The sequence below is a fragment of the Bacillus sp. ISL-77 genome (assembly GCF_018613105.1).
Map to the genome: position 1 here is coordinate 1 of NZ_JAGGQY010000049.1, position 24,935 is coordinate 24,935.

Consider the following 24,935-nt stretch of genomic DNA (forward strand, 5'->3'; position numbering starts at 1 on the left):
AATGGCGAGAAGGTCACACCCGTTCCCATACCGAACACGGAAGTTAAGCTTCTCAGCGCCGATGGTAGTTGGGACACGCGTCCCTGTGAGAGTAGGACGTTGCCAGGCAAATCTAAGACAACCAGAAATGGTTGTCTTTTTTGTGTTCTCAATCTCACCCCTACATATTTTAACTAATGTACGTTTCACAATGGCGGGTTTTGGAGAAAATCATTAGTAGTGAATCGTTGCATCTACATAAAAAATTCAGTATAATTTAGTCAAATATAGTCAAAGTCAGAGAATGGGGGTGGGAAGATGAGAAACATCTCTGATATCATTGAAAAATATCTTAAACAAGTATTGGAATTAAGTGAAAAGGATCTTGTTGAAATTAAACGAAGTGAAATCGCTGATAAATTTCAATGTGTACCATCTCAAATAAATTATGTGATTAATACCCGTTTTACAATCGAAAGAGGATATATTGTGGAGAGTAAACGGGGCGGTGGCGGGTATATAAGGATTATGAAGGTTCAATCCCATGACTTGGCCCATTTAATTGATCAATTGCTCTCACTTATACAAGGAATGGTTAGTCAAACAAGTGCAGAGGATGTCATTTTAAGGCTCGTACAAGAAGAAATTATTTCACAGCGGGAAGCGAAAATTATGTTAAGTGTAATCGATCGTTCCGTTCTTTATATTGATCTTCCATACCGAGATGAATTAAGAGCAAGAATGCTAAAAGCGATGTTAACATCTTTAAAATATAAATAAATTTTTTTCTGAGTAAGAGGTGAAAGTATGATTTGCCAAGAATGTAATCAGAGACCTGCAGCGCTTCATTTTACAAAAATCATTAATGGTGAAAAGACTGAAGTGCATCTTTGTGAAAAGTGTGCTCAGGAAAAGGGAGAAATGTTCATTTTTAATGGGGAATCTGGTTTTGCTTTTAATAATTTATTAGCAGGATTATTAAATATTGATCCAAACTTTCAAAAGCCTAGCCAAAGTCCCTTCCACCAGGAGGAGATTCTTCAATGCGATTCTTGTTCAATGACATTTCCACAGTTTTTAAAGGTAGGCCGCTTTGGATGTTCCCATTGTTACGAAGCGTTTAAAGAACAACTTATACCAGTTTTAAGACGACTTCATAGCGGGAACTGGACACATAATGGGAAAATACCGAAGAGAATTGGCGGAGGAATCCATCTTCGTAAACAAATTGAAGAATTGAAAAGTAATCTAAAGGAATCAATCCAAAATGAAGAATTTGAAAAGGCGGCAGAGATTCGTGATGAAATACGAAAGTTGGAGAAAAATTTAGCAGCCAGCCACGAGGGAGGGGAATAACATGTCGCTTGAACGATTTCTAAATCAAGCTGTCAGCTCCTGGATGAGTGCGGAAGGACCGGATTCAGATATTGTCCTTAGCTCCCGGATTCGTTTGGCTCGTAACTTTGATGCTTATAAATTTCCAACCCTTTTTTCACATGAAGAAGCAAAATTGATTATTGAAAATATGGAAGAAATTTTAAAACAGTCTCCTATTCAAAAGTTTGGCCAAATGGAATTGTTGAAAATTGAAGAATTACAGCCGCTCCAAAAAAGAGTATTGGTTGAAAAACATTTAATAAGCCCTCATCTAGCTGAAGATTCACCATATGGGGCGGTTCTATTAACCGAAAACGAAGAAGTAAGTATTATGATTAATGAAGAGGATCATATCCGGATTCAATGCTTGTATCCAGGTTTGCAATTATCTGAAGCGTTGGATGCTGCGAATGAAATCGATGATTGGCTTGAAAGTAATATTCAATACGCATTTGATGAAAAACACGGCTATTTAACCAGTTGTCCTACAAACGTTGGAACAGGTCTCCGTGCTTCGGTCATGATGCACTTGCCAGGGTTAATGTTAACACAGCAAATTAATAAAATTATTCCTGCAATTCACCAATTAGGTCTTGTTGTTAGAGGAATTTATGGTGAAGGCAGCGAAGCATTAGGTAATATATTTCAAATTTCTAATCAAATCACACTTGGTAAATCAGAAGAGGACATTGGCCGTGACCTAAAAGGGGTTGTAAGTCAACTCATTTCACAAGAAAGGTCGGCCCGTGAAGCATTACGAAAAACTTCAAACATACAATTAGAAGACAGAGTATTCAGATCATTAGGTGTGTTATCTAATAGCCGAATTATTGAATCGAAAGAAGCAGCTAGATGTTTATCCGATGTTCGGCTTGGAATAGATATGGGTTATATTGATAAAATGCCTAAGACAATCTTAAATGAATTAATGATACTGACCCAGCCAGGATTCTTACAGCAATATGCTGGGGGTTCATTAAGACCACATGAAAGAGACATCAGACGGGCAGCATTAATTAGGGAACGAATAAAAATGGAGCAAGAAAAATAGGTGGGGAGGAAGAGAATATGATGTTCGGCCGTTTTACTGAAAGAGCGCAGAAAGTTCTAGCTTTAGCACAAGAGGAAGCGATTCGTCTTGGTCATAACAATATTGGAACAGAGCACATTTTATTGGGGTTAACTCGGGAAGGTGAAGGGATTGCTGCGAAAGCCCTTTATGGACTTGGTTTAGGTTCTGAAAAAATCCAAAAAGAAGTAGAAAATTTAATTGGAAAAGGACAGGATGCTTCTCAAACCATTCACTATACTCCAAGAGCTAAAAAGGTCATTGAATTATCGATGGATGAAGCACGAAAATTAGGACATTCCTATGTAGGGACTGAGCATATTCTCCTTGGCTTAATCCGAGAAGGAGAAGGGGTTGCTGCCCGAGTACTTAATAATTTGGGAGTTAGTTTAAATAAGGCAAGACAGCAAGTGCTTCAACTATTAGGAAGTAATGAGTCTGGCGGGCATCAAGGCGGGGCATCAGCAAGTGCTAACACGCCGACGCTAGATAGCCTTGCACGGGATCTAACGTCAATTGCCCGCGAAGGAAGCCTGGATCCTGTTATTGGACGCGGTAAGGAAATTCAACGTGTGATTGAAGTGTTAAGCCGTCGGACAAAAAATAATCCGGTATTAATTGGAGAGCCTGGTGTAGGTAAAACAGCCATAGCAGAAGGACTCGCCCAACAAATTGTCAATAATGAAGTCCCGGAAATACTGCGTGATAAACGAGTAATGACGCTTGATATGGGGACAGTCGTAGCAGGGACAAAATACCGTGGTGAATTTGAAGATCGTTTGAAAAAAGTCATGGATGAAATTCGCCAAGCAGGAAATATTATTCTTTTCATTGATGAGTTGCATACATTGATTGGTGCGGGTGGTGCAGAAGGGGCTATTGATGCTTCCAATATTTTAAAGCCATCGCTTGCTCGTGGAGAACTCCAATGTATTGGAGCAACCACACTTGATGAATATCGAAAATATATCGAAAAAGATGCCGCTTTAGAACGACGTTTCCAGCCAATTCGTGTCGATGAACCAACAGCGGAAGAATCGATCCAGATTTTAGAAGGTTTACGTGACCGCTATGAAGCCCATCATCGTGTCTCCATTACAGATGAAGCGATTAAGGCAGCTGTTAAACTATCAGACCGCTATATCTCTGATCGCTTCCTGCCAGATAAAGCGATTGATCTAATCGATGAAGCAGGTTCCAAGGTACGTCTTCGTTCCTTTACCACCCCACCTAATTTAAAAGAATTAGAAGTGAAGCTTGAGGAAGTACGAAAAGAAAAGGATTCTGCAGTCCAAAGTCAAGAATTTGAAAAAGCGGCTTCTTTACGGGATACGGAGCAGCGTTTGCGTGAACAACTCGAGGAAACAAAGAAGAGCTGGAAGGAAAAGCAAGGGAAAGAAAACAATGAAGTAACAGTTGAAGATATTGCAAGTGTTGTTTCAAGTTGGACCGGTGTCCCTGTTTCCAAGCTAGCTCAAACAGAGATGACGAAGCTGCTTAATTTAGAGGAAGTTCTCCATTCTCGTGTCATTGGCCAGGAGGAGGCTGTTAAGGCAGTATCTAAGGCAGTCCGTCGTGCCAGAGCAGGATTAAAAGATCCAAAACGGCCAATTGGTTCCTTCGTTTTCTTAGGACCTACTGGTGTAGGGAAAACAGAATTAGCCCGTGCCCTTGCTGAAGCCATGTTTGGTGACGAGGATGCGATGATTCGGATTGACATGTCCGAGTATATGGAGAAGCATTCTACCTCTCGTCTAGTTGGCTCTCCGCCAGGATATGTAGGCTATGAGGAAGGCGGACAATTAACAGAGAAGGTTCGCAGAAAGCCATATTCCGTTGTTTTACTTGATGAAATAGAAAAGGCACATCCAGATGTATTTAATATCCTTTTGCAGGTTCTAGAGGATGGCCGTTTGACTGATTCAAAAGGAAGAACAGTAGATTTCCGTAATACCGTCTTGATTATGACATCCAATGTGGGTGCTGAAGCCTTAAAACGGAACAAGTATGTCGGCTTTAATATTCAGGATGGCGATCAGGATTATAAAGACATGAAGGGGAAAGTAATGGGCGAATTAAAGAAAGCCTTCCGCCCTGAATTCCTGAACCGTATTGATGAAATTATTGTTTTCCATGCGTTGGAGAGAAAGCATCTTGAAGAGATTGTAACTTTACTTTCAGAGCAGTTAATTAAACGCTTAAAAGAGCAAAATATTTCTTTAGAATTAACTTTAGCAGCGAAGGGAAAAATTTCTCAGGAAGGTTATGACCCTGAGTATGGGGCAAGACCATTACGCCGTGCGATTCAAAAGCATATTGAAGACCGACTTTCAGAAGAATTATTAAAAGGAACCTTGTTAACAGGTCAGCATGCGGTGATCGATGTTGATAATGGAGAATTTATTGTTCGAATGGAAGAGAAAACAAGTTTGGTAAAATAGAAATGTAATCAATTAGTGTTGCTATACCATGAGAGGTACACGTTAATAAAGCTAAACCGTGTGCCTCTTTTTTCATTTATTTGTGCGCAAGAGAGGATCGAAGTAGAATGGCAAAACGAAAGACAAAGTTTATGTGTCAGGAGTGCGGGTATGAATCTCCAAAGTGGATGGGGAAATGCCCTGGCTGCGGTGAATGGAATAAGATGGTCGAGGAAGTTGAAGTAACTGGTGCAACAAGAAGAGGGGCATTCGCCCATTCCCAAGGCGGATCAGGACTATTAACCAAACCAATGCCGATCAATTCCATTGAAATGGAGAATGAACCAAGGATTCAAACGGACTTAAATGAATTAAACCGGGTACTTGGCGGGGGTGTGGTCAAGGGATCCTTAGTGCTGATTGGCGGAGACCCTGGAATCGGTAAATCAACGCTTCTGTTACAGGTATCATCACAATTAGCTAATAAAGGAAATAAGGTTTTATACATATCTGGTGAGGAATCATTACGGCAAACAAAGCTTCGTGCGGAGCGATTAGGAATATCCTCTGAAAATCTCCTCGTTTACTCTGAAACGAATCTTGAGGAAATTAACCGGACCATCGATAGTACAAATCCAAGCTTTGTCATCATTGATTCTATCCAAACGGTATTTCACCCAGATGTAACAAGCGCACCTGGGAGTGTCTCACAGGTGCGTGAGTGTACCTCGGAATTAATGAGAATTGGGAAAACCAAAGGGATTGCGATCTTTATTGTTGGACACGTAACCAAAGAAGGATCGATAGCCGGTCCTAGGCTGTTAGAGCATATGGTGGATACCGTCCTCTATTTTGAAGGAGAAAGACATCATACCTATCGGATTTTACGGGCAGTTAAAAACCGTTTTGGTTCAACCAATGAAATGGGAATTTTTGAAATGAAAGAATTTGGTCTTGAAGAAGTGGCAAATCCCTCCGAGATATTTTTAGAAGAGCGCTCACGAGGTGCTGCTGGCTCAACGGTGGTCGCATCGATGGAAGGGACAAGACCGGTCCTCGTTGAAATTCAAGCGTTAATTTCCCCCACTAGCTTTGGGAACCCAAGAAGAATGGCAACGGGAATTGATCATAACCGTGTGCCACTTTTGATGGCAGTATTAGAAAAGCGGGTTGGGATGCTCCTTCAGAATCAGGATGCATACCTAAAAGTTGCTGGTGGCGTAAAACTGGATGAACCAGCAATTGATTTAGCAGTGGCTGTCAGTATTGCTTCCAGCTTTAGAGATAAACCCACAAGACCAACCGATTGTATTATCGGAGAAGTCGGGTTAACCGGTGAAGTAAGAAGGGTTTCAAGGATTGAGCAGCGTGTCCAGGAAGCGGCCAAGCTAGGATTTGAGCGTGTCATTCTCCCTGCTAATAATCTTAGCGGCTGGAAGGGCCCAAACGGAGTTGAACTCATTGGTGTGAAGTCAGTGAGCGAAGCATTAAAAGCAGCGCTAGGAGGGTAGCAGATGGAGAGTAAAAAACTTGGTGAGCATACCGTAAGTGAAGTTTTACAGTTCCTTGCACCTGGTACACCCATTCGCGAGGGAATCGACAATGTGCTCCGTGCGAACACAGGCGGCCTTATTGTCATTGGTTTTAACGAAAAGGTAAAAAGTATCGTTGACGGCGGCTTTGAAATCAACTGCCCATTTTCGCCCAGCTTTTTATATGAATTAGCGAAAATGGACGGGGCCATTATCCTTAATGAATTAGGAAATAAAATTCTCTTTGCCAATGCCCAGTTAGCCCCTGATTCCGATATACCTTCTTCTGAAACAGGGATGCGGCACCGCACAGCAGAAAGGGTAGCGAAACAAACAAAAGCCCTAGTGATTGCCATTTCCCAAAGAAGAAATGTCATTACCCTGTATCAAGGGAATTTTCGCTATGCATTAAAAGATATTGCGGTAATTTTAACAAAAGCCAATCAAGCCATTCAGACGCTTGAGAAGTATAAAACGGTTTTGGAACAAAGTATCAGCAATTTGAGTATTCTAGAGTTCGAGGAGTCCGTAACCTATAACGATTTTTTACTTGTTCTCCACCGTTTTGAAATGGTCTTAAAGATTAAGAATGAACTTCTAACCTATTTACATGAGTTAGGAACAGAAGGCCGTCTCATTCGTTTACAATTGAATGAAATATTAACAGATCTCGAAGACGAGACCATGCTTATTATTAAAGATTATGCCTTCGACAGGGACATCAAGCCCAGAGAAGTGATTGGACGGATGCAGGCTATGGCTACGAGCGGTACCATTGAGGATATGGTCTTATTAAAATTGATGGGATACCTTGGCTATGTGCACCTTGATGAAAATAAAAGTCCGCGCGGCTACAGAATTCTTAATAAAATTCCAAGACTTCCATCCATCATTATTGAAAATCTCATCAGCAGTTTTGGTGAGCTTTCAAAAATAATAACTGCAACAGTGGAAGAACTTGATGATGTGGAAGGAATCGGGGAAGTTCGTGCCAAAAAGATTAAGGAAGGCTTTAAATTGATAAAAGAGCGGTTATACACCGATCGCCATCTATAAAAGCAATTATATCTAGGTTCCTAAAAGTTAAAAAAATCCAATTGTTTGACACGAAAATTTTCCAATGCTACCCTAGGGGAGAATCTTCAACCTATTAATTTTCACTAACAAATTAAATTTAATACGTTTTTGTAATCGAAAAATAATCTATAAATTAAGGTTTCATTTCCATGAATATGTTTATAATGAATAGAGGAGGTGAAGGAATGTTAAAACGTATTGTGCAGGCTTGCTTCCTCATTATAGGTGGTACGCTTGGTATTTTGTTATTACCGGAATTGTTCAATTTACTTCATATCAATGACATTCCCTTAATTAACAACTCGTATATCACTGCTATTATAGGTGCTATTATTTTTTATCTTATTACCTTTTGGGCAGTAGATTATGTTTTTAACTTTATTAAATGGGCTGAAGATTCTTTAGTGAAAGTTCCTGTAACAGATGTCCTTTTTGGTAGTGTAGGTCTAATCTTTGGATTGTTGGTTGCGTTTTTAATCGGCTTTGCCCTGAATGCTGTGCAAGTCCCAATATTAAATGCTGTGGCTCCGATATTACTGACCATTTTGTTTGGTTATCTCGGCTTTCAGGTAGGCTTCAAGAAGAGAGATGAATTATTAGGTCTTTTTGGAAACCGCGGTAACAAGAAAAAAACCAGTGAGGAAGAGAATGATAAGGAAGTTAATCATCCTTTGAAAATATTAGATACGAGCGTTATCATTGATGGGCGCGTTGCTGATATTTGTCAGACCGGATTTTTAGAAGGAACGATTGTCATTCCACAGTTCGTCCTTGAGGAATTACAGCATATTGCCGATTCTTCCGATGTGCTGAAACGAAATCGCGGCCGCAGAGGCTTGGATATATTAAACCGAATTCAAAAGGAACTCGCTATAAAGGTAGAAATTTATGAGGGCGATTTTGAGGAAATTAGTGAAGTGGACTCAAAGCTCGTTAAATTAGCTAAAATAACCAATGGCATCTTGGTCACGAATGATTTTAATCTGAATAAAGTCTGTGAATTGCAAAATGTATCTGTGTTAAACATCAATGATTTAGCCAATGCAGTTAAGCCTGTTGTCCTTCCTGGTGAGGAATTAACCGTTCAAGTCATTAAGGATGGAAAAGAATATCATCAAGGCGTTGCTTATTTAGATGACGGAACGATGATTGTGGTTGAGGAAGGTAGAGAATATATCGGGAAAAGAATCGAGGTTCTCGTAACGAGTGTTCTCCAGACATCTGCAGGACGAATGATATTTGCCAAGCCCAAATTATTAGAAAAAGCACTGTAGATAGAAGATAGAGTGGGGTAATGATATGACCTACCAAGTCATTCTCCCGGCAGCGGGCCAGGGAAAAAGAATGGGAGCAGGGAAAAATAAGCTTTTATTGGAACTAAACGGTATTCCTGTTCTAATCCATACATTAAGGGTGTTTGAACAGGATGAAGCTTGCAGCGGGATTATTTTAGCCATACACCCACAGGATAAACCAGAATTTCAAGTGTTACTCGATCGGTATCATGTGACGAAGGTTATCAACTTAGTACCGGGTGGAAATGAACGTCAGGATAGCATTTATAATGCTCTTAAATCAGTCGAAACCGACGGGATTATTCTTGTGCATGATGCGGCGCGTCCTTTTATCTTAAAAGGACATATCCACCGTTTAACTGAAATGGCTGAAGAAACAGGTGCAGCCATTTTGGGAGTGCCGGCAAAAGACACCATGAAAAAGATAAATGATGGTGTGGTCGTTGAAACTGTCGAACGTTCAAGCTTGTGGGCTGTTCAAACCCCACAAGCTTTTCGTATTTTGCTGCTTAAGGAAGCGTACGAAAAGGCCGAAAAGGATCACTTTCTGGGAACCGATGATGCTAGTTTGGTTGAGCGGCTTCCCTATCCTGTTGAGGTGGTAGAAGGCGATTACGATAATATAAAACTAACGACACCAGAAGATTTGTTCTTTGCTGAAGCGATAATAGAAAAGCGGAAGCGCCTTGACCAGAGAAAAAAGTAGTTCCTTTTTTCCTAGGCGCTCCTCGAAAAAGCTATCGCTTTTCCTTCGTGCGATGCTTTGCTTCCGAAGCTTATTCTTGTGTAGCTAGACAATAGAAAAAAGGAGTTTTTAATGATGTTTCGAATTGGTCAGGGCTTTGATGTTCATCAATTAACAGAAGGGCGCCCGCTAATCATTGGTGGGATTACAATCCCTTATGAAAGGGGTTTGCTAGGTCATTCGGATGCTGATGTGTTATTACATACGGTTTCCGATGCCTGCCTTGGTGCGATTGGGGAAGGCGATATTGGCAAACACTTTCCGGATACCGATCCAGATTTTAAAGATGCTGACTCCGCGAAGCTGATGGAGCATGTATGGCAATTGGTGAAAAATAAAGGGTACGAGCTTGTGAATGCCGATTGTACAATTATTGCTCAACAGCCAAAAATGGCACCCTATATTGAGCAAATGCGCGGTAGGATTGCGGAATTACTAGAGGCAGCACCTGAACAAGTCAATGTAAAGGCGACAACAACAGAAAAGCTAGGTTTCACCGGCAGAGGGGAAGGCATTGCTTCCCAGGTGGTTGTATTGTTAAAAAAGGTTAACAATTAACCTTTTACAGTGAAGGGCACAATGATACAATAAATCAGATAAAAACATATGGTAAAGCTGTCTAGCTCCAGCACCTAGGGGCTTTTGCTTTTCGAGAATGGAGGCATTATAGTTATGTCAAACGAAGTTCGTGTAAGATATGCTCCAAGTCCAACGGGACATTTACATATTGGAAACGCCCGTACTGCATTATTTAATTATTTATTTGCACGCCATCATGGCGGGAAATTTATTATCCGAATTGAAGATACCGATAAAAAGCGGAATATTGAAGGCGGAGAAGAAAGCCAGTTAAAATATTTAAAATGGCTTGGGATGGATTGGGACGAGGGTGTCGACGTTGGCGGTGAATACGGTCCCTATCGCCAATCGGAGCGTAATGATCTTTATGAAGCCTACTACAACCAATTATTGGCAAATGGCCATGCTTATAAATGTTATTGTACAGAAGCTGAAATCGAAGCAGAGCGGGAGGCCCAGAGCGAAAGAGGAGAAACACCTCATTATTCCGGTAAATGCCGCCATTTAACCGATGAACAGCGCCGTCAATTTGAAAGCGAAGGCCGTCAGCCAAGCATCCGCATCCTCGTACCTGAAGGGAAAACCTATACGTTTGATGATATGGTCAAGGGCAGTGTTTCGTTTGAATCGGAAGGGATGGGTGATTGGGTCATCATTAAAAAGGATGGCACCCCAACCTATAACTTTGCTGTAACGATTGATGATTATTTAATGAAAATCTCTCATGTGCTCCGTGGCGATGATCATATTTCTAACACGCCAAAGCAATTGATGGTCTATGAAGCATTAGGCTGGGAGCCGCCAATTTTTGGACACATGACTTTGATTGTCAATGAAAGCCGCAAAAAGTTAAGTAAGCGTGATGAGTCCATCATTCAGTTTATTGAACAATATGAAGAATTGGGTTATATTCCAGAAGCATTATTTAACTTTATTACACTACTCGGCTGGTCGCCGACAGGTGAAGAAGAAATTTACTCTAAGAACGAGTTTATTGAAATATTTGACGCGAATCGCCTATCCAAATCGCCAGCATTATTTGATAAGCAAAAGCTGTTGTGGATGAATAATCAATATATGAAAAAAATTGAGATGAACCGTGTAGTTGATCTGGCTATGCCTCACTTAATTAAGGCAGGCCGAATAAGTGAAAGCATGACAGATGAACAGTATCAATGGCTCCAAGGACTTGTAGCTCTTTTACAGGAAAAAATGAGCTTTGGTGCTGAAGTCGTGGAATTATCAGATATGTTCTTTCAAGTGGATGCCATCTATGAAGAAGATGCAAAGGAAATATTAACCGGGGAAACTGTTCCAGAAGTGTTAAGGGCATTTTCACATGAACTTGACCAACTGGAAAGCTTCCGGGCTGATGGTATAAAGGCAGCCATGAAGGCAGTTCAAAAGTCGACCGGTCAAAAGGGGAAAAATCTATTTATGCCAATTCGAGCGGCGGTAACAGGCCAAACACATGGACCAGACCTCCCAATGGCAATTGAACTCTTAGGTAAAGATAAGGTTCAAACGAGAATTAATAAAATTATTAGTTAACATTGGGGAAGAAATGTAATATAGTAGAGTAAACAATTATATAGTTACTAAAGTGTAGAAGAGGATAAGTAAAAAAAGGATGCTTTAAAGAGAAAACCATCACCGGCTGAAAGTGGTTTAAGCCTCTCGTTTTTTGAAATGCACCTCTGAGCCCTGTTTCGAAAAGAGTCAACTTCTAGTAGAAATGGGCGGAACCTATCCGTTAACAGGTAGAGTGAGACCCATATTAAGCTTTCTTTTTCCAAAACAAGCTTTTCGGTCTAATCAGAGTGGAACCGCGCATAAGCGTCTCTGTCGTTAAGACAGAGGCGCTTTTTTGTTTCTAAGAAGATATATAACTTTGAACTTAGATAACAGTCTAGCGCAAGCGGCCCAGCGGCTAGTGTACTTCGCCCTTTTCCCTACGATAAGTCAACATCGGATCGCTTACCGCTCTCCGTGTTTCCTTTATCTCAGTCAAAGGGCTCTAGTCCATACGCCGCTAAACGGGCGGCTTACGCTTTATAAAAAGGGGGAGAATGGTAATGTTCAAGAAGTTGAGGGAGGACGTTGAGGTTGTTTTTGAACAAGATCCTGCAGCAAGAAGTCATTTAGAAGTCATCTTGACGTATTCAGGCTTGCATGCCATTTGGTCACATCGACTCGCGCATGCACTCTTTAATCGGAAATTCTATTTTCTAGCCAGGGTTATTTCACAAGTAAGCCGCTTTTTTACCGGAATTGAAATTCATCCTGGGGCAAAAATAGGCAGAAGATTTTTTATTGACCATGGTATGGGCGTTGTTATAGGGGAAACGTGCGAAATTGGGGATAATGTAACTATATATCAAGGGGTAACACTTGGTGGAACGGGTAAAGAGAAAGGAAAGCGGCATCCGACGATTAAGGATAATGTCCTGATTGCCACAGGTGCAAAGGTGCTTGGTTCGATAACCGTTGGAGAAAATTCCAAAATTGGCGGCGGCTCGGTTGTATTGATAGAAGTACCCCCTAACTCAACGGTAGTTGGGATTCCAGGGAGAGTGGTGATCCAGGATGGAAGAAGAATTACAAGGGATTTGAACCACTGTGACTTACCAGACCCTGTAGCAGACCGCTTAAGAGAAATGCAAAATGATCTGGATAAATTAATGCACGAACTCGAAGAATTAAAAGGAGAAAGGATAAAAGTCAATGGCCATTCAACTTTATAATACACTAACTCGTAAAAAGGAAACCTTCGTACCGCTCGAAGAAGGGAAAGTCAAAATGTATGTTTGCGGTCCGACGGTCTATAATTATATTCATATCGGTAATGCACGTCCGGCAATCGTCTTTGATACCGTTCGGCGCTATTTGGAATATCGCGGCTATGATGTTCAATATGTTTCCAATTTTACCGATGTCGATGACAAATTGATTCGGGCAGCTAATCAGTTAGGAGAAAGTGTTCCGGCGATTGCGGACCGATTTATCAATGCCTATTTTGAAGATGTGACGGCATTAGGCTGCCAAAAGGCAGATGTTCATCCTCGGGTAATGGAAAACATGGACATTATCATTGATTTTATTAGTCAATTAGTCGAAAAGGGCTACGCTTATGAATCTGCAGGTGATGTTTATTTCCGGACAAGAAAATTCGATGAATATGGTAAGCTATCGCATCAATCCATTGATGACCTGCAAGTAGGTGCAAGAATTGAAGTCGGCGATAGGAAACAAGACGACTTAGACTTTGCCCTATGGAAAACGGCCAAAGAAGGAGAAATCTTCTGGGAGAGTCCGTGGGGGCTTGGCCGGCCGGGCTGGCATATCGAGTGCTCGGCAATGGCGAAAAAGTATCTTGGCGAAACCATTGATATTCATGCGGGTGGACAGGATTTAACCTTCCCGCATCATGAAAATGAAATTGCCCAATCAGAAGCACTGTCAGGAAAATTATTTTCTCGTTACTGGATGCACAATGGCTATATCAATATTGATAATGAAAAAATGTCTAAATCATTAGGAAACTTTGTCCTTGTCCATGACATTATTAAAAAACATAATCCGCAAGTGTTACGGTTTTTTATGTTATCCGTTCATTACCGCAATCCGATTAATTACAGCGAGGAATTACTGGAGAGTACGAAAGCCGCATTTGAACGCATAACCACCTCTTATCAAAACTTAAAGCATCGGAAAGAAGCGAGTACTGACTTAACAGATTCGAATCAGGTATGGCTTGAAAGTATTGCAAAAAGGCAAGAAGAATTTATTGAGGCAATGGATGATGATTTCAATACAGCTAAAGCGATTTCCGTTTTATTCGACCTTTCAAAACTGGCTAATTATTATCTTTTAGAGAAAAATACAGCTGTAGAAGTCATTGATGCCTTTACAAAACAATTTGAAAAGTTATTCCATGTCTTAGGGCTGACATTTGAAAAAGAAGAAATGCTTGACGAAGAAATCGATGCGCTGATTGAAAAGCGAATCCAAGCTCGAAAAGACCGTAATTTCCAATTGTCTGACCAAATAAGAGATCAGCTAAAGGAAATGAATATTATTTTAGAAGATACACCGCAGGGTACAAGGTGGAAAAGAGGCTAATTCATGCTTAAATATGAAAATACAGTGGATGTTAAACAATTGAATAGTCTCGCTCTTGCCTACATGGGTGACGCGATTTATGAAACCTATGTAAGGCGCCACCTCCTCTATAGCGGTAAGGTAAGACCGAATCAGTTACACCGCACCGGGACCAGTTACGTCTCGGCAAAGGCACAAAGCCAAATTCTTTTTCAAATGATGGATCATAAACTGCTTGATGAAGAAGAATTAGCGGTGGTTATGCGCGGTAGAAATGCAAAATCAGGCACTGTTCCAAAAAATACAGATGTCCAAACTTATCACTATAGTACAGCATTTGAAGCATTGATGGGTTACCTGTATCTAACGGGTAAAAAAGAACGTTTAGAAGAGCTTATTAGCAGGGCATTTTCATATGTGGAGCAAAGAAAGGAGGAACGCTAGGATGGAACAACAAGAATATATTGTTGGCAAAAATCCAGTCATCGAAGCGCTTAAATCAGAAAGGGATATTAATAAAATATTAATTGCCGAAGGATCGCAGCGTGGCCAAATGCAGCAAATTACGCAATTAGCCAAAGAAGCAAATGTGATTGTTCAATTTGTTCCTAAGAAAAAAATTGACCAAATCGCGGATGAAAATCATCAAGGAGTTCTTGCTTATGTTGCTGCCTATCAATATGCGGAAATGGATGATTTGTTTGCAGCAGCAGAAAAGAAAAATGAACCGCCATTCTTTTTATTGCTGGACGAAATTGAGGATCCTCATAACCTTGGGTCGATCATGAGAACAGCCGATTCAGTCGGTGCTCATGGCATCATTATTCCAAAGCGGCGGGCTGTTGGCCTAACAGCAACAGTTGCCAAAGCTTCGACAGGTGCGATTGAATATATCCCAGTGGTCCGTGTCACTAATATGGCGCGAACCATCGATGAACTTAAGGAACGAGGTATTTGGATTGCCGGAACAGATGCAAAAGGCAAAGATGATTACCGAAGATTAGACGGGACGCTGCCACTAGGCTTGGTGATTGGCAGTGAAGGAAAAGGAATGGGAAGACTGATCCGCGATAAATGTGATTTTCTCATCCATTTGCCAATGGTTGGTAAAGTAACTTCGTTAAATGCTTCTGTTGCGGCGGCTTTACTGATGTATGAGGTATATCGAAAACGACACACACTTGAGGGATAGTAATGGATATCCTGCTTGTGGACGGTTACAACATCATCGGAGCCTGGCCTGAACTAAGAGCTTTAAAGGATCATGATTTACCTGCTGCACGGGACCGCTTAGTGGAAAGAATGGCTGAATACCAAGCCTATTCAGGCTTCCGTGTAATTGTGGTATTCGATGCCTATTATGTACAAGGGACGGAAAAGAAGTATAAAAATCATAAAATAGAAGTTATCTTTACGAAAGAAAATGAGACGGCAGATGAGCGGATTGAAAAAATGGCCATTAGTTTAAGTAATCGAAGAACACAAATTCATGTAGCGACTTCCGACTTTACAGAGCAATGGGCTATTTTTGGACAAGGGGCATTAAGGAAGTCTGCACGTGAATTGCTCATTGAAATGTCTTCGATTGAAAGAGGCATCGAAAAGAAAGTGAAAACCATTCAAGAAAAAAGACCCGTTTCTAAAATAAAGATGAGTGCGGAAATGGCAGAAATTTTCGAAAAGTGGCGCAGAGGACAAAAGTGAACGTGGACTAATAAAAAATTGTCATGTATACTATTACTATCTATGCTTGTTCGGTGGAGGGGATCTACTTTGAGTACGGACTTCGGAACAAAGATCAACCAGCAGTTCCTGATAATGGAAGACGAAGGAATTGTTGATTTAGTGCACCAAGGTGATAGTGAAGCATTGGATTATTTAATCCATAAGTATCGTAATTTTGTACGTGCAAAAGCAAGGTCCTATTTTTTAATCGGTGCAGATAAGGAAGATATTGTCCAAGAAGGTTTGATTGGACTGTATAAGGCAATTCGTGACTTTCGGGAGGACAAGCTTACCTCCTTCAAGGCATTTGCAGAGCTTTGTATAACTCGTCAAATCATTACAGCAATCAAAACCGCCACAAGGCAGAAGCATATCCCGTTAAATTCATACGTTTCATTGGACAAGCCAATCTACGATGAAGAATCGGACCGAACATTAATGGATGTTTTGTCAGGAACAAAGGTTCTTGACCCAGAGGAACTGATTATTAATCAGGAAGAATTTGACCATATCGAAGTGAAAATGACTGAATTATTAAGTGATTTAGAAAGGAAGGTATTGGCTCTCTACTTAGATGGTCAATCATACCAAGAGATTTCTGAAGAGCTAAACCGCCATGTGAAATCAATTGATAATGCTCTGCAGCGTGTCAAAAGAAAGCTGGAAAGATATTTAGAACTTCGTGAATTTTCACTTTGATGATTAAATATGTCATAAAATTGAACCGTTTCCAAGGGTTATTGACAATAATTAGGACTCATGCTACATTTTTAAGGATATAATAGAAAATTGGGTAAAGGTGTCGACTATGAGTAAAAAAGTAATCCTTTCCTGTGCTGTTTGCGGCTCGCGAAATTATTCGACGATCAGCAAGCAGACACAAACAGAGAGATTAGAATTGAAAAAATTCTGCAAAACCTGCACCACCCATACCATTCATAGAGAAACGAAATAATGATCATAGATTTTTGCAGTTATTTTTAGATTTTGGGGGTTACAGAAATGCAGCGCATAACTAAATTCTTCAGTGATATTTTCCGTGAGATGAGAAAAGTTAGCTGGCCAAAACGTGGGGAACTAACTCGCTCAACGCTTACTGTTCTATCGACCGTTGTTTTTTTTGCAGCGTTCTTTGCGGTTCTAGATTTAGGGATTTCAAAATTGATTCGCTTAATTCTTGAATAATAAATCCACTTTCATGGTATAATGGTGATTAATAAAGGAATTTTTATCTAAAGCCCGTTTCACGGGTTTTTTGTTTGTTCAAAAAATAGTCTTTGAATAAGAAATAGGGAGGGACGGACGTTCAAGTCCTCTTAAATGGAAAAAAATTGGTATGTTTTACATACTTACTCAGGTTATGAAAATAAGGTAAAAGCGAATTTAGAAAAACGAGTCGAATCGATGGGTATGACAGATAAGATTTTCAGAGTGGTTGTCCCTGAAGAAGAAGAGACTGAGATCAAAAATGGCAAGACAAAAGTAGTAAAGCGCAAAGTGTTCCCTGGTTATGTATTAGTTGAAATTGTGATGACTGATGATTCTTGGTATGTGGTTCGGAATACCCCGGGTGTAACCGGCTTTGTTGGTTCATCTGGTGGTGGATCGAAGCCTACTCCATTGCTTCCGGAAGAAGTTGTCGTTATTTTAAAACGCATGGGGGTTTCCGAAAATCGCGTCGATGCTAATTATGAGATTGGTGAAACGGTTCGAGTGAAGGAAGGTCCATTTGCGAACTTTACTGGGTCTGTGGAAGAAATGGATAAGGATCGCGCAAAACTGAAGGTTCTTGTCAATATGTTTGGCCGTGATACCCCGGTAGAACTGGATTTCACACAAATCGAGAAGCTAGATTAAGACAAGCAGAAGCGCCTCAATTGCGGCGATATTCAAAGAAAATAATGTTATATTGTAAAAAAACTTGAAATCATTTTTAAAAAGTGGTAATATTTCATAGGTCAGTATGTCTCCACTGTGAGACAAGACTTATGTTAAGTTCTTTATGATCAATAGATAAAGACAGATGCCTGAGTGGGAGGATTCCTAACGGATTCCTATTACCACATCACGGACTTTAAGGAGGTGTGTCTCGTGGCTAAAAAAGTAATTAAAGTCGTTAAATTACAAATTCCTGCTGGGAAAGCTAATCCAGCGCCGCCAGTTGGTCCTGCACTAGGTCAAGCCGGTGTTAATATCATGGGATTCTGTAAAGAATTTAACGCTCGTACAGCAGATCAAGCTGGTTTGATCATTCCTGTTGAAATCACGGTATTTGAAGACCGTTCATTTACATTTATTACGAAAACTCCTCCTGCTGCCGTTCTTTTAAAAGTAGCAGCTGGAATTCAGTCAGGTTCTGGTGAACCTAACCGTAATAAAGTAGCAACAGTAAAGCGTGATACAGTACGCGAGATTGCGGAACAAAAAATGCCTGACCTAAACGCAGCTAGCGTTGAAGCAGCAATGCGCATGGTCGAAGGTACTGCGCGCAGCATGGGTATCGTCATCGAAGACTAATTCATGTAACTGTTCGTGTTGAATGAGTGGGGTTGCGTTTCTGCGCAACCTTTATTCGTGGGAGAATAATTCGCTAAAACCACAATCTAGGAGGAAATAAAAATGGCTAAAAAAGGTAAGAAGTATTTAGAAGCTTCAAAGCTTGTAGATCGCCTAAAGGCATATCCAATTGCAGAAGCAATTGATCTTGCTAAAAAAACAAACTTCACTAAATTTGATGCAACTCTAGAAGTAGCATTCCGTTTAGGTGTTGACCCTAAGAAAGCTGACCAACAAATCCGTGGTGCAGTTGTACTTCCAAACGGAACTGGTAAAACGCAACGCGTTCTAGTTTTCGCTAAGGGTGAAAAAGTAAAAGAGGCAGAAGCAGCTGGTGCTGATTATGTAGGTGATGCAGAGTACATCAACAAAATCCAACAAGGTTGGTTTGAATTTGATGTAATCGTAGCAACTCCTGACATGATGGGTGAAGTTGGTAAACTTGGTCGTGTATTAGGACCTAAAGGTTTAATGCCAAACCCTAAAACAGGTACAGTAACATTTGATGTGACTCGTGCGATTAATGAAATTAAAGCTGGTAAAGTTGAATACCGCGTTGACAAGTCTGGTAACATTCACGTGCCAATCGGTAAAGCATCTTTCGAAAACGAGAAGCTTGTTGAAAACTTCAACACTATCTTTGAAACTATGCTAAAAGTGAAACCATCTGCAGCAAAAGGTACTTACATGAAGAACGTAACTGTTGCTTCAACAATGGGACCTGGCGTTAAAGTTGATCCTTCATCTGTAGCAGTTAAATAAATTTTACCAATTGACAATCTAGAATAGATTTTATATAATCTATTTTGTTGTTTAAAATAATAACATTTGTACTGAAGACAGCAGGTGCTCTAGCAGCTTAATTTCCTGCCGAGGTAATGCGATAGAATTGGCTGAATTATTCAGCTGTTGTATGCTGCCTCCATGTCACCGATTGATATGGAGGCTTTTATTTGCCTAGTATGAATGTAGACAATCTACAGGAGGTGTAAAGATGAGCAGTGTAATCGAACAAAAGCAACTAATCGTTAACGAAATTACTGATAAGTTAAAGAACAGTGTATCAACAGTTGTTGTTGATTATCGTGGTCTTTCAGTTGCAGAAGTAACTGAACTTCGTAAACAACTTCGCGAAGCAGGCGTTGAATTTAAAGTTTACAAAAACTCAATGGTTCGCCGTGCGGCTGAAGCTGCTGAACTTGCTGGTTTAAACGCTGCATTAACAGGTCCTAACGCAATCGCGTTCAGTACTGAAGATGTAGTAGCACCAGCTAAAATCTTGAATGACTTTGCGAAAAAACATGAAGCACTTGAACTTAAAGCAGGTGTAATTGAAGGAAACGTTGCAACAGCTGAAGAAATTAAAGCTCTTGCTGACCTACCATCACGCGAAGGTTTACTATCTATGTTACTCAGCGTACTACAAGCTCCAATCCGCAACCTTGCTCTTGTTACAAAAGCAGTTGCAGAACAAAAAGAAGAACAAGGCGCGTAAGTTAGCCTGAATACGCACATCAAATAAATTTGAACGAAAACTAAGGAGGAAATTTATCATGACTAAAGAACAAATCATTGAAGCAGTTAAAACTATGACTGTTTTAGAACTTAACGATCTAGTAAAAGCAATCGAAGAAGAATTCGGCGTAACTGCTGCAGCTCCTGTTGCAATGGGTGGCGCAGCTGTAGCGGCTGTTGAAGAACAAACTGAATTTGATGTTATCCTAGCTAGCGCTGGCGATCAAAAAATCAAGGTTATCAAAGCTGTTCGTGAAATCACTGGTCTTGGACTTAAAGAAGCAAAAGACCTTGTTGACAACACACCAAAAGCTGTTAAAGAAGGCGTTTCTAAAGAAGAAGCTGAAGAAGTTAAAGCTAAACTTGCTGAAGTTGGAGCAAACGTTGAAGTTAAGTAATAATCTTATAAAAAAGCTCGCTGTATAAGCGGGCTTTTTTTGCCTTAACTAAATTTTTAGTCCTCGTTTATCTTCAATTATTAATATTCCTCGGAGGTGAGTCAGTTGTCTGAACACTACTATTCTCGAATGCAGAAGGTTGAAAGTGACCCAAAATTTTGGGATTACACTTTAAAAGATAACCAGTTCCGTTTTAAAACGGATAACGGTGTTTTTTCAAAAAGAGAAGTAGATTTCGGCTCACGTTTATTAATTGAGTCTTTTGAAATGCCGAATGCAGATGGATTACTCCTGGATGTAGGCTGCGGCTATGGACCAATTGGTCTTTCGATTGCGAAATCTTACCATGATCGTATGATACATATGATTGATGTTAATGAACGGGCAATTGCTTTGGCGAAGGAAAATGCAGAACTTAATGAGATACAGAACGTTGAGATATATGAAAGTGATCGTTTGCTGAATGTAAAAGAAAACACGTTTGCTGCTATTTTAACAAATCCACCGATTAGAGCGGGGAAAAAAACGGTTCATGATATTTTTGAACAAAGCTTCGAGCATCTTACATCTCAGGGTGAGCTCTGGGTTGTCATTCAAAAGAAACAAGGAGCACCATCCGCAATTGAAAAATTAAATAATTTATTTAACCACGTCGAAACTATTGACAAATCCAAAGGTTATTTTGTCATAAAGGCACAAAAAAGTTGACTTGAAAATGTCACTATGATAGCATTATAAAATGCCATCATAATAATTTCCGAATTATTCCTTTAAATACTTAATTTCAGCGTATAAAAAAGGGATATTAAGGAAATGATGACAAAATAATAGTCAAAATGTGAAAATGTGGTTTTTAGTAAAAAACCCTTTTTCTTTTTGTTTATTGGAAAGGAAGTAAAGTTCTGATCCATAAACGCTTATAGATTTTAATAATAACGCTTGATTTGAGGGGTGAATCAGTTGACAGGTCAACTAGTTCAGTATGGACGACACCGCCAACGAAGAAGTTACGCACGAATCAGTGAAGTTTTAGAATTACCAAATCTTATTGAAATCCAAACCACTTCCTATCAATGGTTTCTTGATGAGGGTTTGCGTGAAATGTTCCAGGATATTTCACCAATAGAAGATTTTACTGGTAACCTATCACTAGAATTTATTGATTACAGCCTTGGCGATCCAAAGTATTCTGTTGAAGAATCAAAAGAACGGGACGTTACATATTCTGCTCCATTACGTGTAAAAGTACGTCTTGTAAACAAAGAAACAGGCGAAGTAAAAGATCAAGATGTTTTTATGGGTGATTTTCCACTTATGACTGAAACGGGTACGTTTGTCATTAACGGGGCAGAACGTGTTATCGTTTCACAATTAGTGCGTTCTCCGAGCGTTTACTTTAGTGGGAAACTCGATAAAAATGGAAAACGTGGCTACTCGGCTACTGTCATTCCGAACCGCGGCGCTTGGCTGGAATATGAAACAGACGCCAAAGATGTCGTATATGTGAGAATAGATCGTACTCGGAAACTGCCCGTTACGGTTCTTTTGCGTGCACTTGGCTTCGGTTCTGATCAAGAAATCATCGAATTGATCGGTGATAACGAGTACATCCGTAACACATTAGAGAAGGACAATACAGAAGGTGTTGACAAAGCGCTTCTAGAAATTTACGAGCGACTTCGTCCGGGTGAACCCCCTACTGTTGAAAACGCAAAGAGTCTATTAATTTCGCGTTTCTTCGATCCAAAGCGATATGATCTTGCGAATGTAGGTCGTTATAAAATTAATAAAAAGCTTCATATTAAAAACCGCTTATTCAACCAGCGCTTAGCAGAATCCCTTGCGGATCCTGAAACGGGCGAAATTATCGCTGAAAAGGGAACAGTTCTAGACAGGAGAAACCTGGATAGAGTCTTACCAGCCTTGGAAAAGAATATTAATTTCAAAGGCTTCAATCCTTATGGCGGCGTAGTCGATGAGGAAATTACTCTTCAGGACATTAAGATTTATGCTCCTGGCGATGAGAATGAAAAAGTAATTAATGTCTTAGGTAACGCCTATGTGGCCGAACCAATTAAAAATATTACACCAGCTGATATCATTGCGTCGATTAGCTACTTCTTCAATTTATTGCATGGAGTAGGCGATACAGATGATATTGACCATCTAGGAAACAGACGTCTTCGCTCTGTAGGAGAACTCCTACAAAATCAGTTCCGAATCGGATTATCCCGTATGGAACGTGTAGTTCGCGAAAGAATGTCAATCCAAGATACAGCAACAATCACACCACAGCAATTAATTAATATTCGTCCGGTTATTGCTTCGATTAAAGAGTTCTTCGGAAGCTCGCAATTATCGCAGTTCATGGATCAAACCAACCCGCTTGCTGAATTAACACACAAGCGTCGTCTATCTGCATTAGGACCAGGTGGTTTAACGCGTGAGCGTGCTGGATTCGAAGTTCGTGACGTTCACTACTCTCACTATGGCCGTATGTGTCCGATTGAGACACCAGAGGGTCCGAACATTGGTCTAATAAACTCGTTATCATCTTATGCAAAAGTAAACCGTTTTGGGTTTATTGAAACACCTTACCGTCGTGTCGACCCTGATACAGGGAAAGTAACGAGTCGGATTGATTACTTAACTGCTGATGAAGAAGATAACTATGTTACAGCCCAAGCGAATTCTCGTCTAAGTGATGATGGTTCATTCGTCGATGAAGATGTTGTTGCTCGTTTCCGTGGTGAAAACACGGTAGTTAAACGTGAACGAATTGATTATATGGATGTATCGCCAAAGCAGGTTGTGTCTGCGGCAACAGCGTGTATCCCATTCCTTGAAAACGATGACTCCAACCGTGCCCTTATGGGTGCGAACATGCAGCGTCAAGCAGTACCGCTTATGCAGCCAGAAGCTCCTAGAGTTGGAACGGGTATGGAATACGTATCCGGTAAAGACTCAGGTGCTGCGGTTATCTGTAAGCACGAAGGTATTGTTGAGCATGTAGAAGCACGTGAAGTATGGGTGCGTCGCATTAATGTTGTTGATGGTCAAGAGGTTAAAGGTAATCTTGATAAGTACCGTATGTTAAAATTCATCCGTTCCAATCAAGGAACATGTTATAACCAACGTCCAATCGTTGCTGTGGGCAACCGCGTAACAAAAGGCGAGATTCTTGCTGATGGTCCATCAATGGAACTTGGTGAATTAGCTCTTGGACGCAACGTCCTTGTTGCCTTTATGACATGGGATGGCTATAACTATGAAGATGCGATTATTATGAGTCAACGTCTTGTTAAAGATGATGTATACACATCTATCCATATCGAAGAATACGAGTCAGAATCTCGGGATACAAAGCTTGGACCTGAAGAAATTACACGTGATATTCCAAACGTGGGTGAAGATGCCCTTCGCAACTTGGATGAGCGTGGAATTATCCGTACCGGTGCTGAAGTTAAAGACGGAGATCTCCTAGTTGGTAAAGTTACGCCAAAAGGAGTTACAGAATTAACGGCAGAAGAACGTCTTTTACACGCGATCTTTGGTGAAAAGGCACGTGAAGTTCGTGATACGTCACTACGAGTTCCACATGGCGGCGGCGGAATTGTTCTTGATGTAAAAGTCTTTAATCGTGAAGATGGCGATGAACTGCCACCAGGTGTGAATCAACTGGTCCGTGTTTATATCGTTCAGAAGCGTAAGATTTCTGAGGGAGATAAAATGGCGGGACGTCATGGTAACAAAGGGGTAATCTCTCGTATTTTACCGGAAGAAGATATGCCGTTTTTACCAGATGGTACACCTGTTGATATCATGTTGAATCCACTGGGCGTACCTTCACGTATGAACATTGGACAGGTGCTTGAACTTCACCTTGGGATGGCAGCTCGCTACCTAGGTATTCATGTCGCTTCTCCTGTATTTGATGGAGCGCGTGAAGAAGATGTTTGGGGAACGATTGAAGAAGCAGGAATGGCTCGTGATGCGAAAACGGTCCTTTATGATGGCCGTTCTGGGGAACCATTTGATAACCGTGTCTCTGTGGGTGTCATGTATATGATTAAACTCGCACACATGGTCGATGATAAACTCCATGCCCGTTCAACTGGTCCTTACTCACTTGTTACGCAGCAGCCATTGGGCGGTAAAGCTCAATTTGGCGGACAGCGCTTTGGTGAGATGGAAGTTTGGGCACTAGAAGCATACGGAGCAGCATACACACTTCAAGAAATTCTTACTGTTAAATCAGATGACGTTGTTGGTCGTGTGAAAACATATGAAGCGATTGTTAAAGGCGAAAATGTTCCAGAACCTGGTGTTCCTGAATCATTCAAAGTATTAATTAAAGAACTTCAGAGTCTTGGAATGGATGTAAAAATTCTTTCTGGTGATGAAGAAGAAATCGAAATGCGCGATACGGAAGATGATGATGACTTACAACAAGTCGATACGTTAAACATCGTTCCTGAGCAAGCATTTGAATCTGAAAAAGTCGGTTCAAAAGAGTAATAATATATGCTAGTTGGAGTGCAATCTGCACTCCAACTTTATTGGGCAA

At 40.5% G+C, this 24,935-nt stretch carries 25 protein-coding genes, 1 rRNA gene and 2 other annotated features; all 26 genes read left to right on the plus strand.

Annotation, left to right across the window (positions count from 1 at the left end; all coding sequences use genetic code 11):
- Nucleotides 1-108 (plus strand): 5S ribosomal RNA (gene rrf / locus J7E77_RS19930); the annotation flags it as partial.
- 189 nt (nt 109-297) lie between these two features.
- A complete protein-coding gene (locus J7E77_RS19935) occupies nt 298-759 on the plus strand; it encodes a CtsR family transcriptional regulator (protein ID WP_214716652.1) in 462 nt (153 codons plus the stop codon).
- A gap of 27 nt (nt 760-786) precedes the next feature.
- The gene (gene mcsA / locus J7E77_RS19940; protein WP_168241486.1) at nt 787-1,335 is read left to right on the plus strand and encodes a protein-arginine kinase activator protein McsA; all 549 of its coding nucleotides are present in this window, start codon (nt 787-789) and stop codon (nt 1,333-1,335) included.
- Nucleotide 1,336: 1 nt separating this feature from the next.
- A complete protein-coding gene (mcsB, locus tag J7E77_RS19945) occupies nt 1,337-2,407 on the plus strand; it encodes a protein-arginine kinase McsB (protein ID WP_214716653.1) in 1,071 nt (356 codons plus the stop codon).
- Between the two features lie 17 nt (nt 2,408-2,424).
- Complete coding sequence (clpC, locus tag J7E77_RS19950; RefSeq protein ID WP_214716654.1) at nt 2,425-4,866, plus strand: ATP-dependent Clp protease ATP-binding subunit; 2,442 nt, start codon at nt 2,425-2,427, stop codon at nt 4,864-4,866.
- A 107-nt stretch (nt 4,867-4,973) separates the two neighbouring features.
- Nucleotides 4,974-6,356, plus strand: a complete 1,383-nt coding sequence (radA, locus tag J7E77_RS19955) for a DNA repair protein RadA (protein WP_214716655.1) — start codon at nt 4,974-4,976, stop codon at nt 6,354-6,356.
- Between the two features lie 3 nt (nt 6,357-6,359).
- A complete protein-coding gene (gene disA, locus J7E77_RS19960) occupies nt 6,360-7,433 on the plus strand; it encodes a DNA integrity scanning diadenylate cyclase DisA (protein ID WP_214716656.1) in 1,074 nt (357 codons plus the stop codon).
- Between the two features lie 206 nt (nt 7,434-7,639).
- On the plus strand, nt 7,640-8,728 hold the full coding sequence (locus J7E77_RS19965; RefSeq protein WP_214716657.1) for a PIN/TRAM domain-containing protein: 1,089 nt from the start codon (nt 7,640-7,642) through the stop codon (nt 8,726-8,728).
- Between the two features lie 25 nt (nt 8,729-8,753).
- Nucleotides 8,754-9,455: a 2-C-methyl-D-erythritol 4-phosphate cytidylyltransferase gene (ispD, locus tag J7E77_RS19970; RefSeq protein ID WP_214716658.1), complete on the plus strand. Its 702-nt coding sequence runs from the start codon at nt 8,754-8,756 to the stop codon at nt 9,453-9,455.
- Between the two features lie 114 nt (nt 9,456-9,569).
- On the plus strand, nt 9,570-10,052 hold the full coding sequence (ispF, locus tag J7E77_RS19975; RefSeq protein ID WP_214716692.1) for a 2-C-methyl-D-erythritol 2,4-cyclodiphosphate synthase: 483 nt from the start codon (nt 9,570-9,572) through the stop codon (nt 10,050-10,052).
- Between the two features lie 114 nt (nt 10,053-10,166).
- Nucleotides 10,167-11,624, plus strand: coding sequence for a glutamate--tRNA ligase (gene gltX / locus J7E77_RS19980; protein WP_214716659.1), 1,458 nt, complete (start codon nt 10,167-10,169; stop codon nt 11,622-11,624).
- Between the two features lie 46 nt (nt 11,625-11,670).
- Nucleotides 11,671-11,920, plus strand: a binding site (T-box leader).
- A gap of 228 nt (nt 11,921-12,148) precedes the next feature.
- On the plus strand, nt 12,149-12,817 hold the full coding sequence (cysE, locus tag J7E77_RS19985) for a serine O-acetyltransferase (RefSeq protein ID WP_214716660.1): 669 nt from the start codon (nt 12,149-12,151) through the stop codon (nt 12,815-12,817).
- A complete protein-coding gene (cysS, locus tag J7E77_RS19990; RefSeq protein ID WP_214716661.1) occupies nt 12,798-14,195 on the plus strand; it encodes a cysteine--tRNA ligase in 1,398 nt (465 codons plus the stop codon). Before cysE ends, cysS begins: the two co-directional genes overlap by 20 nt.
- A 3-nt stretch (nt 14,196-14,198) precedes the next feature.
- Entirely contained in the window at nt 14,199-14,618 is a 420-nt protein-coding gene (locus J7E77_RS19995) for a Mini-ribonuclease 3 (protein WP_214716662.1), read from the plus strand.
- Nucleotide 14,619: 1 nt separating this feature from the next.
- The gene (gene rlmB / locus J7E77_RS20000; RefSeq protein ID WP_088084968.1) at nt 14,620-15,366 is read left to right on the plus strand and encodes a 23S rRNA (guanosine(2251)-2'-O)-methyltransferase RlmB; all 747 of its coding nucleotides are present in this window, start codon (nt 14,620-14,622) and stop codon (nt 15,364-15,366) included.
- Between the two features lie 2 nt (nt 15,367-15,368).
- On the plus strand, nt 15,369-15,878 hold the full coding sequence (locus J7E77_RS20005) for an NYN domain-containing protein (RefSeq protein WP_214716663.1): 510 nt from the start codon (nt 15,369-15,371) through the stop codon (nt 15,876-15,878).
- 42 nt (nt 15,879-15,920) lie between these two features.
- The gene (gene sigH / locus J7E77_RS20010) at nt 15,921-16,598 is read left to right on the plus strand and encodes an RNA polymerase sporulation sigma factor SigH (RefSeq protein WP_214716693.1); all 678 of its coding nucleotides are present in this window, start codon (nt 15,921-15,923) and stop codon (nt 16,596-16,598) included.
- A gap of 109 nt (nt 16,599-16,707) precedes the next feature.
- Complete coding sequence (gene rpmG / locus J7E77_RS20015) at nt 16,708-16,854, plus strand: 50S ribosomal protein L33 (protein ID WP_214716664.1); 147 nt, start codon at nt 16,708-16,710, stop codon at nt 16,852-16,854.
- 47 nt (nt 16,855-16,901) lie between these two features.
- Nucleotides 16,902-17,084 carry a preprotein translocase subunit SecE gene (secE, locus tag J7E77_RS20020; protein WP_088084972.1) on the plus strand — a complete coding sequence of 61 codons (183 nt, stop codon included), beginning with the start codon at nt 16,902-16,904 and terminating at the stop codon, nt 17,082-17,084.
- A gap of 135 nt (nt 17,085-17,219) precedes the next feature.
- Nucleotides 17,220-17,756: a transcription termination/antitermination protein NusG gene (gene nusG / locus J7E77_RS20025; RefSeq protein WP_214716665.1), complete on the plus strand. Its 537-nt coding sequence runs from the start codon at nt 17,220-17,222 to the stop codon at nt 17,754-17,756.
- A gap of 234 nt (nt 17,757-17,990) precedes the next feature.
- Nucleotides 17,991-18,416 carry a 50S ribosomal protein L11 gene (gene rplK / locus J7E77_RS20030; RefSeq protein WP_007085303.1) on the plus strand — a complete coding sequence of 142 codons (426 nt, stop codon included), beginning with the start codon at nt 17,991-17,993 and terminating at the stop codon, nt 18,414-18,416.
- Between the two features lie 102 nt (nt 18,417-18,518).
- Nucleotides 18,519-19,217, plus strand: coding sequence for a 50S ribosomal protein L1 (gene rplA, locus J7E77_RS20035; RefSeq protein ID WP_168241499.1), 699 nt, complete (start codon nt 18,519-18,521; stop codon nt 19,215-19,217).
- A 53-nt stretch (nt 19,218-19,270) separates the two neighbouring features.
- Nucleotides 19,271-19,416 (plus strand) — a sequence feature (ribosomal protein L10 leader region).
- 33 nt (nt 19,417-19,449) lie between these two features.
- Nucleotides 19,450-19,950: a 50S ribosomal protein L10 gene (rplJ, locus tag J7E77_RS20040; RefSeq protein WP_088084975.1), complete on the plus strand. Its 501-nt coding sequence runs from the start codon at nt 19,450-19,452 to the stop codon at nt 19,948-19,950.
- Nucleotides 19,951-20,008: 58 nt separating this feature from the next.
- The gene (rplL, locus tag J7E77_RS20045; protein ID WP_214716666.1) at nt 20,009-20,368 is read left to right on the plus strand and encodes a 50S ribosomal protein L7/L12; all 360 of its coding nucleotides are present in this window, start codon (nt 20,009-20,011) and stop codon (nt 20,366-20,368) included.
- A gap of 105 nt (nt 20,369-20,473) precedes the next feature.
- A complete protein-coding gene (locus J7E77_RS20050; RefSeq protein WP_214716667.1) occupies nt 20,474-21,076 on the plus strand; it encodes a class I SAM-dependent methyltransferase in 603 nt (200 codons plus the stop codon).
- A gap of 252 nt (nt 21,077-21,328) precedes the next feature.
- The gene (rpoB, locus tag J7E77_RS20055; RefSeq protein WP_214716668.1) at nt 21,329-24,886 is read left to right on the plus strand and encodes a DNA-directed RNA polymerase subunit beta; all 3,558 of its coding nucleotides are present in this window, start codon (nt 21,329-21,331) and stop codon (nt 24,884-24,886) included.
- Nucleotides 24,887-24,935: the final 49 nt, after the last annotated feature.